The organism is Streptomyces sp. NPDC051183, from assembly GCF_040682455.1.
In the GTDB taxonomy this organism is placed as follows: Bacteria; Actinomycetota; Actinomycetes; order Streptomycetales; family Streptomycetaceae; genus Streptomyces.
The window spans coordinates 16,470-32,151 of sequence record NZ_JBFBBA010000044.1 but is presented as its reverse complement, the minus strand read 5'-3'; the positions used below and the strand labels follow the sequence as shown (position 1 = coordinate 32,151).

The following is a 15,682-nucleotide window of genomic DNA, read 5'->3' as shown; positions in this document are numbered from 1 at the left end:
AGGTTGTGGGTCGGTCTCGGTGCCGGGCACGGTCGTGTCGTGTCCGGTGGTCGTGCGGACGGCTCCGCGGGTCGCGCGGTGTCGTTTTCTGCGTGGGGATGCCGTGGGGGGAGGCGTGTGTGCGCGGGGGCCCTGCGCGGTGTGCGGGCGCGGCGGCTCTGCGCGGTGTGCGGGCGCGGCGGCTCTGCGCGGTGTGCGGGCGGTTGCCGGTGCGCGCGGGGCCGCGGGTGGGGGCCCTGGCGCGCTGGGGGGCGCCGCAGTTGGTTCGGGTGCCGGGGGCTCGGGCGTCGTCGTCGGAGCGCGCGGGTGGTGCCGCCGCGCGACTCGGGCCTGCGCCGGTGTCCGGCGGCTGGGTCACTGCACGGCGTGTCCCGAGGGGCGCAGCGCGCGGGTGAGGACGTCGAACGCCCGGTGCGCGGTCTCGTCGCCGAGTACCGCCCGGTCCCACACCATCCGCAGGCGGATCTCCGCGCCCTGGGTGACGGAGACGGCGAAGGGACCGCGGACCGGTCTTCCGTCGACGTGGACCTCGCGTCCCTCGACACCGGCCAGCCGCAGGGGCGGGCGGCGCGTGTCGTCGTCCACGGTGAGCAGCCCGTCGAGGCCGCCGCTCCAGCGCGAGCCGGCGGCCCGCGCGGCGGCCACGACCGCGTCGAAGGGTACGTCGGCGTGGTCGAGGTCGTCCCACCACGCGTCGGCCGCCACCTGCGAGCCCGGCCCGTGACCGGTGTCGACGGGGAAGACGAGGGTGTTGAGGAAGCAGCCGACGACCGGCTCCGCTCCCGTGGGACGCCCGCCCCACGGGTAGCCGAGCGGGACCGCGCGGTCGGGTCCGTACAGTTCGCGGGCCGCGGAACGGCAGGCGTCGAGCAGTCCGGGGAAGGACACGCCGGCGTCGTGGGCGGGCAGCCGGGCCTGCGCGGCGCCACCGGGCCGCGCGCCTTCGCGTACGCGTGCGGGGCGGGGAACCGGGGCGTGGTCGTGCACCGCGTGCAGCCGGTCCGCCCAGTACGCGGCGGCCTCGGGCGTCTCCGCCTTCTCCTCGGCGGCGAGTTGGCCGAGGACCGCGTCCCGGTAGGCGGCGAGTTCGGCCCGCGTCTCCTGCGGCGTGGGGTGGCCGTCGGTGGCCTCCTCGCCGTAGGCGGCTCCGAGTTCGTCGACGATCCGCGCCAAGGACCGTCCGTCGCAGACCGCGTGGTCCAGGACGACCGCGAGGACGTCCTCCTCGCGCTCTTCGTCGCGTACGAGGAACAGCCTCAGGGAGGGCCCCTGCACGTCCCAGGCGGCCAGTGCACGACGGAGCGCCTCGGCGGGCGACTCCCCCGGTACGAGGCCGGGCCGGGTCACGCTGACGTCCGGGTCGGCGGCGACGGACAGGACGGGGGTGCCGCGGATGACGGTGGGCCGCGAGCGCAGGGCGGTGTGCCGCGCGGCGAGCCTGCGGGCGGCGGCCCGGAGGCGTTCGGGGTCGATGGTTCCCTGCGGGAACGCGAAGAACATCGGCACCAGGTCGGGGCGACCGGCCGGGTCCAGCGAACGCACCAGCACGAAGCGGCGCTGCGCTCCGGTGGCCGGCAGCAAGCTGTCGGACCGGTCGTCGGCGAACCGCCGGTAGCGGGCCAGGTACTGACTGGTGATGCTGAGCACGTGGTCCTCTCTGTCATGGCATTGGTGGGGGCCGTTGTCGTCGCAGCGGCGTGTCGGCGGGTGCGGCCGGCGCGGGGTCCCGTCCCCGCGGCGCGCGTCGTGGGCGGGTCAGCTGGTGGGTGCGGGGGCCGGGCGTTCGTCGCCGTCGGCGGCTGTCGGCTCGCGCGGTGCCGCCTCGGCGGCGTCGTCGTCCGGCGGAGCCGGCAGGTCCCGCATCCGGCGCAGCGGCGACAGCAGCAGCGGCACCGGTACGGCGAGGATGCCGACGGCGCACCAGGCGAGCGCGGTGCGCGACCCGTAGGACTGGGCGAGGGCTCCGCCCAGGAGCGCGCCGAGCGGCAGGGTGCCCCACATGAGGAAGCGCAGGGTGGCGTTCATCCGGCCGAGCAGCCGTGGCGGGCACATGCCCTGGCGGAAGCTCACCTGAGCGACGTTGTAGACGACGGCGCCGAAGGAGACGACCGCCGATCCGGCCGAGAACAGGAGCGCCCCGGCGACACCGTGCCCGGACAGGGGCCACAGCAGCGCGAACGGGCCGGTCACCAGGAGGGACAGGAGGATGACCCGCGCCTGCCCCAGCCGGGCGGCGATGCGCCCGGCGCACAGCGCGCCCAGGAGCCCGCCCACGGCCGACGCGGACAGCACCAGCCCGAGCCCGCCCGCCTCCAGTCCGACGACGCGGACGAGGTGCACGGTCTGCGTCGCCATGAGGACGGCCGTACAGAAGTTGGCGAGGCCGGTGGTCAGGGCGATGACGCGGAGCAGCGGGTGGCCGAAGATGAAGCGGACGCCTTCGCCGATCTCCTTGCGCAGGGAGCCCCCGGCGACGCGTTCGGGTGCCTCCTCGGCCTTCTCGATGCGTTGGAGGAAGAGCGCGGAGAGCACGTAGCCGATGGCGTCGACGATGACCGCGAACTGCGCTCCGACGAGTTGGACCAGCCCTCCGCCGAGTCCTGGGCCGGTGACCTGGGCGGTGGACCGGACGGTCTCCAGCGCTCCGTTGCCGGCCATGAGTTGTTCACGGGGCAGGATCTGCGGGAGGTAGCTCTGGTGCGCGACGTCGAAGAACACGGTCGCCACGCCGGTCACGAGCGCGACCGCGTAGAGCTGGGCCATGGTCAGGACGTCGGCGAGCGCGGCGGCGGGGATGCTGCCCATGGACACGGCGCGCACCAGGTCCGCGCGGATCATGAGGGGCCGTTTGCGCATGCGGTCGGTGAGGGCCCCGGCGGGGAGCCCCACGAGCAGGAAGGCGGCGGTCTCCGCGGCGGTCAGGAGGCCCACCTGGAAGGCGGACGCGTCGAGTTCGAGGACGGCGACGAGGGGCAACGCCACCAGCGTCACCTGGGCACCGAACTGTCCGGTGGCGGCTCCCGCGAGCAACAGTCGGAAGTCACGTAAGCGCAGTGAGCCGCCAGTGGCAGCTCCGGATGTGTCGGACATGTGAAGGACACTCACCGATCCATCGATCAAGGTCAAAGCAAAGCTGTCGCTTTCGGACATCTTTTGCTGCCCGATGGATGCCGATCAGGAGATTCTTCGTACTACCCGGGGTAAGACCGCGTGAATTCCCGTCGACGACGCACGCAGCACGGGGCAGGTGGGCCAAGGGGGAACAGGGAGGCGCCGATCGCCGCCCCTCACCCTGCGCAACCGCCATCACCCTGACCGAAAACGGGCGCGACGATGGAGCTGGGCCGAGGCGCGGGCCACCGCCTGCTGAGGAGCCTGTGCGCTCTCGGCTTCGCACAGCAGCACGTCGCATTACTCGGCCAGTTGCGTGAGGCTCGGGCACGGCGTCGGGCTCGTCCAGCCGCACGTGCCGCTGCACCGGGCCGAGCGTCCCGCTCCCCGCTTCCACCCAGATCCGGGTGTCGCCGCACGGGTGGTCCACGCTCGGGTACAGCGTCGCGCACCCCGGCACCGTAAGGCGCAGAAGCTGATCACTCGTCCCGGGAACTTGGAACGCGTGATCCACAAGGGTCGGCGATTCCTCTACTCGCGATCGGCTCCCGGTGAGCCGGGGCGCGCCCCGGCCATGAGCGCTGCGTAGAGCAGCAGGGACACGGTCAGGCCGACCGCCCAGCCGTAGTCGGCCAGCGGCTTGAGGAAGGGGATCAGACCCTCGGCGGGGAACGGGCCCTTGCCGGGGGCCGAGTGGGAGCCGCCGATGGCCAGTACGCCGCCGACCGCGAAGGCCGCCAGTGCCCGGAGGTTCCAACCGCCCGTGTACCAGTACGGGCCGCCCTCCCGGTAGAGGTCGGGCAGCGAGAGCCGTGTGCGGCGCACGATCCAGTAGTCCGCGATGAGGATGCCGGCGACCGTGCCGAGCAGCCCGCCGACCAGGCCCAGCCAGGTGAAGATGTACAGCTCGGGGGTGGAGGTCAGCTTCCACGGCATGATCAGCACTCCGACCACGCCGGTGATCAGCGCTCCGCGGCGGAAGTCGATCAGGCGGGGGGCGAGGTTGGCCAGGTCGTAGGCGGGTGAGACGACGTTGGCGGCGATGTTCACCGAGATCGTCGCGATCAGTACGGTGACCAGGGCGAACAGCAGCCCGAAGACGCTGTCGGCCTTGGCCACGAGCTCCACCGGGTCCCAGATCGGGGCGCCGTACACCACCTCCGAGCCCGAGGTGACGAACACGGACAGCAGCGCGAAGAGGGTCATCGTCGTCGGCAGCCCGAGGGTCTGTCCGAGGATCTGGGAGCGCTGGCCGGCGCCGAAGCGCGTGAAGTCGGGGATGTTGAGGGAGAGGGTGGCCCAGAAGGCGATCATCCCCATGAGCGAGGGGAAGAAGACCGGCCAGAAGTCCGTGCCCCAGCCGAGCCGGGACGGCTGATCGAGCAGTTCGCCGAAGCCGCCCGCCTTGACCCCGATCCACACCAGCAGGGCCAGCGCGCCCACGATGACGAAGGGCGCGGCCCAGTTCTCGAAGCGTCTCAGGGCCTCCATCCCCCGGTAGATGATGGCGAGTTCGAGAGCCCAGAAGACGATGAAGCACAGCCACAGCGTCCACGGCTCGCCACCGATCTCCGCAGCGCCCGCCCAGCCGCCGAAGATCTTGCCCAGCAGGACGAAGATCCCGGACCCGCCGATCCAGGTCTGGATCCCGAACCAGCAGCAGGCCACGGCCGCCCGGATGAGCGCGGCCAGGTTGGCCCCTCGTACCCCGAAAGAGGCTCGGGCCAGCACGGGGAACGGGATCCCGTACTTCGGGCCGGCGTGCCCGGTGAGGAGCATCGGCACCAGCACGATGAGGTTGGCGAGCGCAATGGTGAAGACGGCCTGCTTCCAGTCCATCCCCAGGGCGATCAGCCCGGAGGCGAGAAGCCAGGAGGGGATGTTGTGTGCCATGCCGACCCACAGGGCCGTGAAGTTGTACGTCGTCCAGCGCCGGGCCCCGACCGGTACGGGCAGGAGGTCGGGGTTGGCGAAACGGCTGTCCGAGGGGACTTCGCCGGGAGCGAGCTCGGTGCGGTCACCGTTCTCGGCGATCGGGTCGTCGGGCATGTGCGCACGCCCCTTCGGGTCGGGTGGGGACCTCGGCCGGGACCGAGAGGGACACCCTCTCCTTCCCGGTGTTCCGCGCGGCCATGCCGAAAATCCCCGCAGACGGCGCGGCGGCTCACAGCCAGCCGCTGCGCTGCGCCTGGAGGGCCATCTGGAAGCGGTTCTCGGCGCCGAGGCGGGCCATCAGGACCTGGAGCCGGCGGAAGAAGGTGCGGCGGCTGATGCCCAGCTCGCGGGCGATGACCTCATCGCTCGCGCCGCCGGCCAGCAGGCGCAGCAGGCGGCGGTCGGCCGGCAGCAGACCGGCCGGGCGGGTGGCGCGGCCGTGGAAGGGCAGGGCTTGCTGCCAGGTCTGCTCGAACAGTGCCAGGAGGGCGGAGAGCAGCCCGCACGGCTGCACCACCAGCATCGTGTTGTGTACGTCCGCCTCCCTGATCGAGAGGGACACCAGCGCGTACGCCTCGTCGATGATCACCAGCTTGACCGGCACCGTCGGCGCCACCCGGGCCTGCTCACCGGCTTCGATGCACGGCTCGATGGCGCTCTCCAGCTGCCCGGGCACCTCCAGGGACGCCCGCGAGTAGACGACCCGCTGCGTCACGCCGCGGGCGAGCGTCGCGAGCGCGTCATCGAGGGCGCCGGCCAGCGGGAAGTAGGGCGGCGAGTCGAGCTGGCGGATCTGCGTGCGGGCGCTGACCCAGGCGCGGCGCATCCTGGGGCCGATGGCGTCGCCGGTCACGACCTCGACGAGGTCGTCGTTGTACGCCGCGAGCCGCTGGCGACGGAACGACTCGAACGCGCCGCCCACGGTGATACGCGACCCCTCGAGCTCCGCCGCCCGGTGCCTGGCGAGGATCTCCAGGGCCGCGGCGGGCGGTACCGGCGCCACCACGTCCGTACCCTCCGTGGCGGCGCTGGCCAGCCCGGCGTCGACCAGCTCCGCGTACGCCGCGGGGAACTCGGCGCCGTCCACCCCGGCCGCGTCCCCGATCTCGGCGAGCGGGGCGGGGGCCAGTTCGAGGAGTGACAGGTACACGCGGCCCGCTGCGGGGCCGATCCCCAGCATCCGCAGGGCATCGCCCAGTTTCGCGTTCGCCATGCACGCCATTATCGACGACGAGGGCGTGGATGTGGCCGATCAGTGCCACTGGCACGACTGGCCCACCTGAGCGCTCCCGTCCGCAGTACGGTCCGGGTGCCGCCGGGGGCCCCTCGGCAGTCGAACCGATCCGGAAGAAGGTCCAGGCGTGTCGAAGGGTCGCAAGAACGGTCTCTACTCGGGGGTCTCCGAGGAACTGTCCGCCCTGATGAGGAAGGGATGGGCGGACACCGAACGGGACGGCCTCCCGCTCGACGAGCAGGCCCCGTACGCGGCCCGGCGCCGCGCCGCGCTCTCCGCGTGCTTCCCCGGCGAACGGCTGGTCATCCCGTCGGGCAACCTCAAAGCCCGCTCGAACGACGACACCTACCCGTTCCGCCCGCACTCCGCCTACGTCCACATGACCGGGGACCAGGCCCGCGACGGCGCGCTCGTCCTCGAACCCCGCCCCGACGGCGGCCACGACGCGTACTGCTACCAGCTGCCGCGCGACGGCCGGGACACCGACGAGTTCTGGCTGGGCTACACCGCCGAGCTGTGGATGGGCCGTCGCCGCTCCCTCGCCGAGTCCGAGCGCGTGCTCGGTCTGGCCTGCCGCGACGTCCGCGCGGCGGTGGGCGACCTGGCCTCCGCGCCCGACATGCCCACGCGCATCGTCCGCGGCGTCGACCCGGCACTGGAGGCCGCGGTCACCACCGACGCGGAGCGCGACGCCGAACTGGAGGAGGCCCTCAGCGGACTGCGGCTCGTCAAGGACGACTGGGAGATCGGCGAGATGCGCAAGGCGGTGGACTCCACCGTGCGCGGCTTCACCGACTGCGTCGGCGAGCTCTCGCGGGCCGTCGCGTCCTCCGAGCGGTGGGTCGAGGGCACCTTCTTCCGCCGGGCACGGCTGGAGGGCAACTCCGTGGGCTACGGCTCGATCTGCGCCGCGGGCGAGCACGCCACGATCATGCACTGGACCGACAACGACGGTCCCGTACGCCCCGGGGACCTGCTCCTGCTCGACGCAGGCGTGGAGACGCACACCCTCTACACCGCCGACGTCACCCGCACCCTGCCGATCAGCGGCACCTTCACGGCCGTGCAGCGCAAGGTGTACGACGCGGTGTACGAGGCCCAGCAGGCGGGCATCGCCGCCGTGCAGCCGGGAGCCGCGTACCGCGCCTTCCACGTGGCGGCGCAGCGGTACCTGGCGGAGAAGCTCGTCGAGTGGGGCTTCATCGAGGGCCCGGCAGATCGCGCCTACGAGCTCGGCCTGCAGCGCCGCTTCACCATGGCCGGCACGGGCCACATGCTCGGCCTGGACGTCCACGACTGCGCCCAGGCCCGTACCGAGGAGTACGTCGACGGCGTGCTGGAGCCCGGCATGCTGCTCACGGTGGAGCCGGGCCTGTACTTCCAGCCGGATGACTTGACGGTGCCCGAGGAGTGGCGCGGCATCGGGGTGCGGATCGAGGACGACCTGCTGGTGACCGCCGACGGCTCCGAGAACCTCTCGGGGTCCCTGCCGCGCTCGGCCGACGAGGTCGAGGCGTGGATGGCCCGCGTCGCGGGCTGACTCTGTGCGCCACGGAGCTGACCGATCCCGCCCTGTCTGCCGTGAACCCGGCTCGGGCAGGGTGGGTACGGCGGCATGACCGCCGCACGACGGGAGAGGCGATCACGGGGGAACTGGACGGCAGGACCGCTCTGGTGACGGGCGGCTCATGTGGGATCGGGCGCGCGGTCGCCCTGCGGCTCGCCGCCGAGGGAGCGCCGGTCGCGGTCCACTACGGTGACGACGGTGCAGCCGCCGCGGAGACCGTGGCGCGCATCGCCGAGGCCGGAGGCCGGGCGTTCGCGGTGCGGGCGCGGTTCGGAGAGAACGGCGCGGTCGACCGGCTCTTCGAGGCACCCACCGCCGGACTGGCGGACCACGGCGTGGACGTCCTGGACGTCCTGGTCAACAACGCGGGCATCCACTCGGTCAGTTCGATCGGGCAGCTGACCGAGGAGGAGCCCGGGAGGCTGCCGGCGGTCAACGTGAGCGCGCGCCCGGCCAGATCGGTTACACCGTCACCAAGGCGGCACTGGCGGCCCTCGGCCCGTCCCTCGCCAACGAGCCGGGCCGGCGCGGGATCACCGTGAACACCGTCGGACCCGGGGTGGTGCCGACCGACATGATCGCGCCCTACGCCGCGGTTCCCGAGGCGGTGGCGGCCCTTGAGCCGATCACCGCGCTCTCCGGCGGTACCTACCTCGGGCCGGGCGCGGCCGGGTGATCGGCCCGAGCGGAACGGCAACGTCCACCTCGTCGAAGACGTCCTCGGCGCTCCGGCAGCGAGGCCCCTGGCATACTCCGCGCCGTGATGACTGACCACGGCTCCGGCCCGTCCCTGACCGTCGGCGAGCACGATCCCGAGCTCGCCGACCGGTTGACCGAGGCGCTGATCGCCTTCAACAGCGCCGCCACAGGTGCTCCTGACCGCAGCGTGCTCTCGATCAAGGTCACCGACGAATCAGGTGGACTGGTCGGCGGGTTGACCGCCCGGACGTGGGGCGGCCTGTGCGACATCGACCTGTTGTGGGTCCGCGAGGACAGTCGCAAGGACGGCTGGGGCAGCAGGATCCTGCTGGCGGCCGAGACGGAGGCACGGCGCCGCGGTTGCGATCGTCTCTCCGTCTCCTCCTTCACGTTCCAGGCCCCTGGCTTCTATCAGCGCCATGGCTACGTCGAGACCGGCCGGACCCCGGGGGTTCCTGGCGGGCACTCGGTCGTGCACCTGTTCAAGGCGCTGACCGACGCGGCACCCAGGCCCCAGTAGCAGCCCTGCCGCCGGGTACGGCGTAGCCGCCACGGGTGAGGTGGATCGCGTCGGCGAGGGGGCGTTCGACCCGCAGGTACTTGCCGTTCGCCTGCTTGGCGATGTCGGTCATCCCCGTCTGGCGCTTGTCCAGGGTGCAGACGGCGTGGCGGCGCCGGTGGACGTACGGGCGCCGGGCCCCGCCCCGCGGCCCGAAGTGAAGGACGGGTCGATCTGGAGACGTCAGACCCCGCCGAAGCCGCCGCGTTCGCAGCACGCATCGTCCGCGAGGGGCAGGCGGCGCCGCAGGAAGAGCCGTACGTCTGGCCGAGGGAGGCGGAAAGGGTGTTACGTGTCGCGGGCCGGCATCCGGGCAGGAGCCACGACACGACACCGTGGCGGGAGCAGCTGGAAGCGGACGGATTTTGCATGCACGCTGCCGCCGGGGAGTTTCTGCGCGAGTTCGGTGGGCTGACAGTCGGCCGTGGAGGCCCCGGGATCACCCGCGCGAGGGAGGCCTTCGAACTCGACCCGCTGCTCGCCACAGTGAGGACGACCGCTTCGGCGAATTGGGCGAGGAGATCGGCCGCCACCTGTTTCCCCTGGGGGAACTCGACCACGGCCCTGCATTCCTCGGCCTGGACGAGCAGGGTGAGCTTTACGTTGTGTCGAATTGGCTGGCCCGGTTCGGCCGCATGCCCCGGGCCATGGAGAACCTCGGCCTCGGAGTGATGCCGGCCCGCAGCCCAAGGGTTCCCTGAGCACCTTCCGGCCCGCCATCGGAGTCCGAATGAAGCACCGCGGCTGCCGAGGCCTCCGCGCCGGCCAGCCGCTGTGCCGGTGACGGCAGGCGGGACGAGGCCTGATTCCTCGGGGAGGCCAAGAGAGCCGTAGAGCGCCACAATCGAGCATCCGGACAGCCCGGGCTCAGCTGCCGTTGGGGGCGTTGACGATCTCCGCATCGGTGGGAGGCACAAGGCTGATCCTGGTGTCGAAGGCGGAGTAGACCAGCTCCAGCTCCTCCGACCTCTCCTGGGTGTGCTCCCAGTAACTACCGGGTGGTAGCTATATTTGACCAGCCCGTGCACCCGATGGGGGCATACGGGTCTCAACAAGGGGGATCCATCATGACAATGACACGTCGTCAGAGCAGGCCAGTGCTCTCGACGCTTTCGGCCGGACTTGCAGCCACCGCCCTCATCCTGGGGCTCGGCACGTCGGCCGCCGCCGCGCCAATACCGGGCGTGGCGCAGGGCAACACGTCGGCGGGGGCGGTGCGCGGGGCGCAGCCCATACCCACCGTCTCGGCCTCCAAGGCACTGCCCGGACGCGACATATCGCCGGTCCAGAACTTCGGCACGATCAACACCTTTGGGCAGAACGCCGAGCACGAACGGATCACCCGCGCGGCTCTCGCCTGCGCGCCGGGTACGACTCCCGGCACTGCCGGCACGTGTTTCCAGCCTGCCTCCATCCGCCAGCTGGCGGGGGCGAACGGCACGACCGGAGCCATCGGCGCACCGGACATGGACCAGGTGTTCACCGAGGCCGCGCACTGCGACGGAGCCGACTACCTGAACGCGGCCGGCTACCCCCGGACCCGGGCCCAGGCCACGTCGGTGCTGCTGGCCTGCATCGCGCACCTCAAGACCGAGTTCAACCGGGGCGTTGAGAAGGCGGACGCGCTCGTGGATGGCGCGGGCACCGTCAACGGCTCCGAAACCGACCTCTCCTCCGACTGCACCTTCGTGCTGGGCGTTGCGGGCCGCGGCAAGTGCAACGCCATCGAGGGCTTCGGCCGGGCACTGCACGGCACCGAGGACTTCTACTCGCACAGCAACTGGGCGGACCAGGGGGACAGCCGGTCCGCCATCGGCATCAACAACCCGCCGGGCCTCGCCCGTACCGGCCCGGCGCCCTTCCTGCAGATGGCCGCCACCGCACCTTCGGCCTCCGCCATCCCCGGCGACCTCACGACGGGCTGCTTCAGCCTCAACCCGTGGGGCTGCGGCAAGCGCATCACCCACAGCGTCCTGAACAAGGACAACGGAATGATCAACGCCGCCACCGGGGAGGCCACGTACCCGACCACCTCCAGGGGGCTGATCGGAGGCAACTTCAACGCTGCCGTCCAGGCCGCCATCGCCGACACCCGCTCCCAGTGGGACGGCTTCCGTAGTTCCCTCACCGCCCGCTACGGCACCGTCCGCGGTCAGCGCATCGCGTGCGCGATGACCCAGGACGACCCGGTGCGCGACTGCCGGTAGCCCTTGACCGGAGTCCTCGGCACAAGGGCGCCGGGTCGATGCAGACGACGTAGGGCCGGATACCGGTCGGGGCCCGGCAAGGGCCCCGACCCGTATCCGGGACCTCACTGGAGCTTTGCCGGCCCGGATGACGCCGCGCGGAGCCTACCCGCGTCCCGAACGTATCCCGGCCGGCCAGGAGAGCTTCACCCACTCCCCCGCCCTGCCCAGAAAAGACTGTTCCTGCACGGGAGTTGACATCACGCATGTGATGTCAAGGAGCCACGCCGCACGCCGTCACCAGCGGCTACGCCGGTGAACGGCTAGTGCGGGACCCGGCAGCCCCTGGACCTGCTGCCCGACCGGGAGGCCGGGACCCTGGCCGCGTGGTTGCGCGAGCAGCCCGGTGCCGAGATCGTCTGCCGCGACCGCGCGGCGCTCTTCGCCGAGGGCGCCCGAACTGGCGCCCCGCAGGCCCAGCACTGCGCAGAACGCCGAATGGTCCCCCGGCCCCGTCGAATGCCGCGTCAACGACCTGAAAGCCCTCGAGCGTGGCATGTTCGGCAGAGCGAACCTTCCGCTGCTGCCGAAGCGGCTCCTCCTGACTCGATAAGTCGCATCTCCGAACGCAGAAGCCGTTCTCGCTGCTCGGGAGACCGATTTCTTGGTCACCTTCACGGGATCCGGTCCTGAACCCCTGCAACCCGTTGGAAACACCGAGCTGCTCGGCCGAGGACCTTTCGCGCAAGGACTCTGGACGGCACCAGTCAAGGCCTTGCGGTGCCGCAGATCAGAGGCCCTGCAAAAGAACGCCGCCCGTATTTTTGCAGGTGGAACTGCCTGGATCACACCCGACCACCGTGATCGACTGTGCATACCGCAGAAGAGCTGCCCTGCCCTGGCGGACGGCCCCACCCCTCGGTGGTCCGGGAATGAACAACAACGGCGGCGGGCTGGGAAGCCCTCCCGCCAGCACCGCGTCTGTGCCCGAACGGGCCAGTCGCACGAAGGAGACAGTCATGCTGGTCCAAAAGCTCAAAGCAGCCGTGATCGCGGCCACCGCGGTCGCGAGTGTCGCGGCGGTGGCCACCCCGGCCGAAGCGGGCAGCTGCTCGCGCGGAGGCCGCGCCTACATCTGCGATTACGGCGTGACCAGCTACCTGCTGCCCAACAGCACGAAGCAGGAATTCGTCGTCGGCACCGACCGTGCCGTGTGGACCCGCTGGACCGACTCCGACGGGGACTGGTCCGGATGGGAGTCCATGGGTGGAAAGGCGTGGAGCACAGCACGCGCCTACGACTACGACACCAGCGACCCCTGGACCTTCAGGGTGTTCTACTACAACGACAAGGGCGAGTACTGGGGCCGCAACCGCGACCGCTCCGGCACCTGGTCTCCGTGGACCCGATACGAGCTCCCCATCAACGGCTGAACACCGAGCCCCGCCACAAGGTCCCCCGTCGCCTCGTTCAGGACTCCTCCGGCTCATTCAACGGCCCTCGCGAGCAGCAGTGCTCACGAGGGCCGTCCTCGTCGCGCTTCCACCCGATACCCCGTCCCTCGTTGCGAACGTGCACGCCCATCACACCCTCGGCCAGGCGCCTGTACGTGCAGCACCAGCCGTCTGCCGACTCCCCCGCTCCGCGCCCGGTCAGTGTTGCGAGCGCGCCCGGATCGTGCCTTCGCAGCCTCGCGCCCGGCCTCCTACGGCGGGACCCACCACCACAGCGGCTGCAGGGGGCGCCTTCTCCTGCGCGGCCACCCACGCGGCCTCCGGGCGTTCCGCCTCTGCCAGCTCCGTGCGCGTCGGCCCGCATCAGCTGAGCACCCGCGGCACCTGCCTTGATCCGGCTGGCATCCACCCCGTGCCACCAGCACACCCGTTGACATCAGCCACGAGTCACGTCCGCGGGGTGAGGCGCGCGACTGCCGTGTCGTAGCGGGCCTGGACTCCCGCGTCCGCCGATACCTTCAGCAGCACGCCCAGTGCCCGGACGGCGCCGTCCTCGTAGCCGGACGACTCCGCTTGGCGGGCTGCCAGGTCGAGTTGCCCGATGCCCTCGGCCTCGTTCCCGAGTGCCAGCAGAGCTTCTCCCCTCACCATGAGCAGGAGTATCCGGGGGATGTCAGCCGTGTCCCGCCGGTCGTCGAAGGCCAGCGCCTCGGTCGCCGTGTCGAGGGCCTGGTGCCAGTTCCCGGCGTCGGCCTGGTGCCGGGCGAGGTGCTGCATGGCCAGTCTCTCGATGGTCCGGTCACCGGCCTTGCGCGCCAGCTCCACCGCCCGCTCGCATCCCTGCACGGCGGCGTCCAAGCCGCCGAGCGCGGCCTGCGCCATGGCCAGAACGATCAGCGCGTTCGCCTCGGCGAGTGCGTCACCTGCCCGGGAGGCGAGTGCGGAGGCGGCCCGCAAGTGGGTCAGGGCCTCGGCGATGCGTCCTTTCTCGGTCAGCACCCAGCCGAGCACGTTCAGCAGCCGTGCCTCGCCGTGCTGATCGGCGTCGGCGCGAGCCGCTTCGAGCCCGGTCTGCAGAAGCGGGACCCAGCCGTCCCGTCGCGCCAGACGATCAGCGGCCACAGTGTCAGGACGATCCGCCAGGTCCTGCCGTGCAGTGCGGCGGCGTGCGACCCGGCCACCGCCGATGTGAGGTCGTCCCGCTCCGCCGTGTACCAGGACACGGCGGCGGACCGGTCGGTGAACTCCCTTACGGCGGCGGGCGGCAGGTAGTCCGCTGGCAGCGGGAAGCAGCCCTCGTTGCCGGGCTCGGCCGCCGCCACGGCCGCGAGGCCGGTGGCGATGTAGTGGTCGAGGACGCGCTGGAGCGCGTGGGGCCCGATGTCCAGGCTCCGTGCGTAGAGCCGTACGAGATCGTGCAGCGTCCACCGGCCGGGCACCGTCTCCGTGACCAGGTGCGCGGCGGCCAGCTGCTCCAGGCCGGTCTCGGCGGTCGCCGGGTCCGTGCCGGTCAGGGCCCCCGCCGCGTACCGGTCGACGTGCGTGCCCGGGTGGCGGCCGAGGTGGGCGAACAGGCGGGAGACGTGCTGCGGGAGCTGTTGCAGCGTCACCCGCAGGACCGCCCGTACGCCGGTGTCCTCCACGTCCAGCAGGCCCAGTCGGCGCGCTTCATCGGCCAGCTCGGCGGCCATCGCGCCCAGAGACCAGCCGGGCCGCTGCGCCAGCCGTGCCGCCGTCACCCGCAGTGCCAGGGGCAACCCGCCGCACAACTCCGCCAGCCTTCGCGCGGCCTGAGGCTCTGCGCGCACCCGTTCCGTGCCGAGTACCTCGGCGAGGGGCATCGTGCCGTCCTCGGTGCTGAGCACGTCCACGGCAACCGGCCGGGCGTTTTCGGTGACGATCAGCCCCGGCAGCCGGCGCCTGCTGGTGACCGCGGTGACACAGCGGCGGCCGCCCGGCAGGAGCGGCCTGACCTGCTCGGAGTCCCGCGCGTTGTCCAGGACCACGAGGAGCCGGCGGTCGGCGGAAATCGACCGGAACAGCGCGGCCGCGCCGTTCGCCGAATCCGGTATCCGCTCGTGCGGTACACCGAGCGCCAGCAGGAACTCGCGCAGTACCTCGCTCGCCCGTGTCACCGAAACCGCGCAGGTCCACGTAGGGCCGCCCGTCGGGGAAGTCGGCACGACCCCGGTGGGCCCAGTGCAGCACGAGGACGGTCTTCCCGACCCCGGCGGGCCCGACGACCAGACAGACGGGTGCCTCTCCGGCGGCGGTCCCGGACACAGCGGTGAGCTCCGCCGCCCGCCCGCGGAAGCCGCGCGGCGCACGCGGGAGCAGATCAGGCACACCAGGTGACGCAACAGCATCCCGTGCGGCGGCATCCGGCACACCAGCAGGCGGGTGTCGCGGCAGGCGGCCGGACGACCGCGGCAGCCGCGCGGGGACGGCCGAGACTCGCGGCGTGCTCCAGATCCCGGGCCCCGTCCTCACCCAGCCCCAGGGCCGCGGCCAGCGCCTGCACGGTCCGGCGCTGCGGCCCCCGGGTGCGTCCGCGCTCCATGTACGACAGCGCCCGCACGCTCACCCCCGCCGCGTGCGCCAGCTCCTCCTGGCATGCATCCCGCACGGCAGGCACCACTGGTCAACAGGGGATCCCAACAACGGAATTGGTTGCACCACCGTCGCGTCACCGCCACGGGGGCCGCGCGGTCTCCGGTGTCCGGTCCTTCCTGGTCGACGACCCCTTGAAGGGGTGGCGCGACCGCTGCCAGGATCCAGCGTCGTCCCGGGGGCGTCCGGACAGTTCCTGGTCCAGCCCGTTGATCTGCTGTCTACTGCCCCCTGCCACGATCCGCGCCTGAACGAAGTCCCTTGAGGAATGGAGTACAAGGACATGCAAGGGCTGATCGGGCGGGCATGCCACCCGGGCCGACTGCG

12 protein-coding genes and 3 pseudogenes are annotated in these 15,682 nt (G+C 71.9%); 7 read left to right on the top strand and 8 right to left on the bottom strand.

Annotated elements, in window-relative coordinates; genetic code table 11:
* Window positions 1-354: 354 nt before the first annotated feature.
* The 5 genes and pseudogenes from AB0M99_RS30735 to AB0M99_RS30715 form a co-directional block, all read right to left on the bottom strand.
* Window positions 355-1,647 carry a condensation domain-containing protein gene (locus AB0M99_RS30735; RefSeq protein WP_365926196.1) on the bottom strand — a complete coding sequence of 431 codons (1,293 nt, stop codon included), beginning with the start codon at window positions 1,645-1,647 and terminating at the stop codon, window positions 355-357.
* Between the two features lie 108 nt (window positions 1,648-1,755).
* Window positions 1,756-3,090 (bottom strand): MFS transporter, encoded by a 1,335-nt coding sequence (locus AB0M99_RS30730; RefSeq protein WP_365926194.1) that lies wholly within the window; start codon window positions 3,088-3,090, stop codon window positions 1,756-1,758.
* Between the two features lie 349 nt (window positions 3,091-3,439).
* Window positions 3,440-3,583: pseudogene (locus tag AB0M99_RS30725) on the bottom strand (MBL fold metallo-hydrolase); the annotation flags it as partial.
* Between the two features lie 59 nt (window positions 3,584-3,642).
* A complete protein-coding gene (locus AB0M99_RS30720) occupies window positions 3,643-5,160 on the bottom strand; it encodes an NCS1 family nucleobase:cation symporter-1 (RefSeq protein ID WP_365926192.1) in 1,518 nt (505 codons plus the stop codon).
* 115 nt (window positions 5,161-5,275) lie between these two features.
* Window positions 5,276-6,259 carry a helix-turn-helix transcriptional regulator gene (locus AB0M99_RS30715; protein WP_365926190.1) on the bottom strand — a complete coding sequence of 328 codons (984 nt, stop codon included), beginning with the start codon at window positions 6,257-6,259 and terminating at the stop codon, window positions 5,276-5,278.
* 148 nt (window positions 6,260-6,407) lie between these two features.
* On the opposite strand from AB0M99_RS30715, the gene AB0M99_RS30710 reads away from it, so the two are divergent.
* The 7 genes and pseudogenes from AB0M99_RS30710 (at window position 6,408) to AB0M99_RS30680 (ending at window position 12,724) form a co-directional block, all read left to right on the top strand.
* Window positions 6,408-7,820: an aminopeptidase P family protein gene (locus tag AB0M99_RS30710; protein WP_365926188.1), complete on the top strand. Its 1,413-nt coding sequence runs from the start codon at window positions 6,408-6,410 to the stop codon at window positions 7,818-7,820.
* Window positions 7,796-8,523: pseudogene (locus AB0M99_RS30705) on the top strand (SDR family NAD(P)-dependent oxidoreductase). Before AB0M99_RS30710 ends, AB0M99_RS30705 begins: the two are co-directional and overlap by 25 nt.
* Before the next feature lie 87 nt (window positions 8,524-8,610).
* Window positions 8,611-9,066 (top strand): GNAT family N-acetyltransferase, encoded by a 456-nt coding sequence (locus tag AB0M99_RS30700; RefSeq protein ID WP_365926250.1) that lies wholly within the window; start codon window positions 8,611-8,613, stop codon window positions 9,064-9,066.
* Window positions 9,067-9,390: 324 nt separating this feature from the next.
* Window positions 9,391-9,606: pseudogene (locus AB0M99_RS30695) on the top strand (SUKH-3 domain-containing protein); the annotation flags it as partial.
* 8 nt (window positions 9,607-9,614) lie between these two features.
* Complete coding sequence (locus AB0M99_RS30690) at window positions 9,615-9,806, top strand: SUKH-3 domain-containing protein (RefSeq protein ID WP_365926186.1); 192 nt, start codon at window positions 9,615-9,617, stop codon at window positions 9,804-9,806.
* Window positions 9,807-10,202: 396 nt separating this feature from the next.
* Entirely contained in the window at window positions 10,203-11,312 is a 1,110-nt protein-coding gene (locus AB0M99_RS30685; protein ID WP_365926184.1) for a CinY protein, read from the top strand.
* A gap of 998 nt (window positions 11,313-12,310) precedes the next feature.
* A complete protein-coding gene (locus AB0M99_RS30680; RefSeq protein ID WP_365926182.1) occupies window positions 12,311-12,724 on the top strand; it encodes a hypothetical protein in 414 nt (137 codons plus the stop codon).
* 468 nt (window positions 12,725-13,192) lie between these two features.
* Here AB0M99_RS30680 and AB0M99_RS30675 read toward each other — a convergent pair whose 3' ends face one another.
* From AB0M99_RS30675 to AB0M99_RS30665, 3 genes are all read right to left on the bottom strand, one after another.
* Window positions 13,193-13,744 carry a hypothetical protein gene (locus tag AB0M99_RS30675; RefSeq protein ID WP_365926180.1) on the bottom strand — a complete coding sequence of 184 codons (552 nt, stop codon included), beginning with the start codon at window positions 13,742-13,744 and terminating at the stop codon, window positions 13,193-13,195.
* 14 nt (window positions 13,745-13,758) lie between these two features.
* A complete protein-coding gene (locus AB0M99_RS30670) occupies window positions 13,759-14,880 on the bottom strand; it encodes an NB-ARC domain-containing protein (protein ID WP_365926178.1) in 1,122 nt (373 codons plus the stop codon).
* 203 nt (window positions 14,881-15,083) lie between these two features.
* Window positions 15,084-15,305 (bottom strand): hypothetical protein, encoded by a 222-nt coding sequence (locus tag AB0M99_RS30665; RefSeq protein ID WP_365926248.1) that lies wholly within the window; start codon window positions 15,303-15,305, stop codon window positions 15,084-15,086.
* Window positions 15,306-15,682 lie beyond the last annotated feature (377 nt).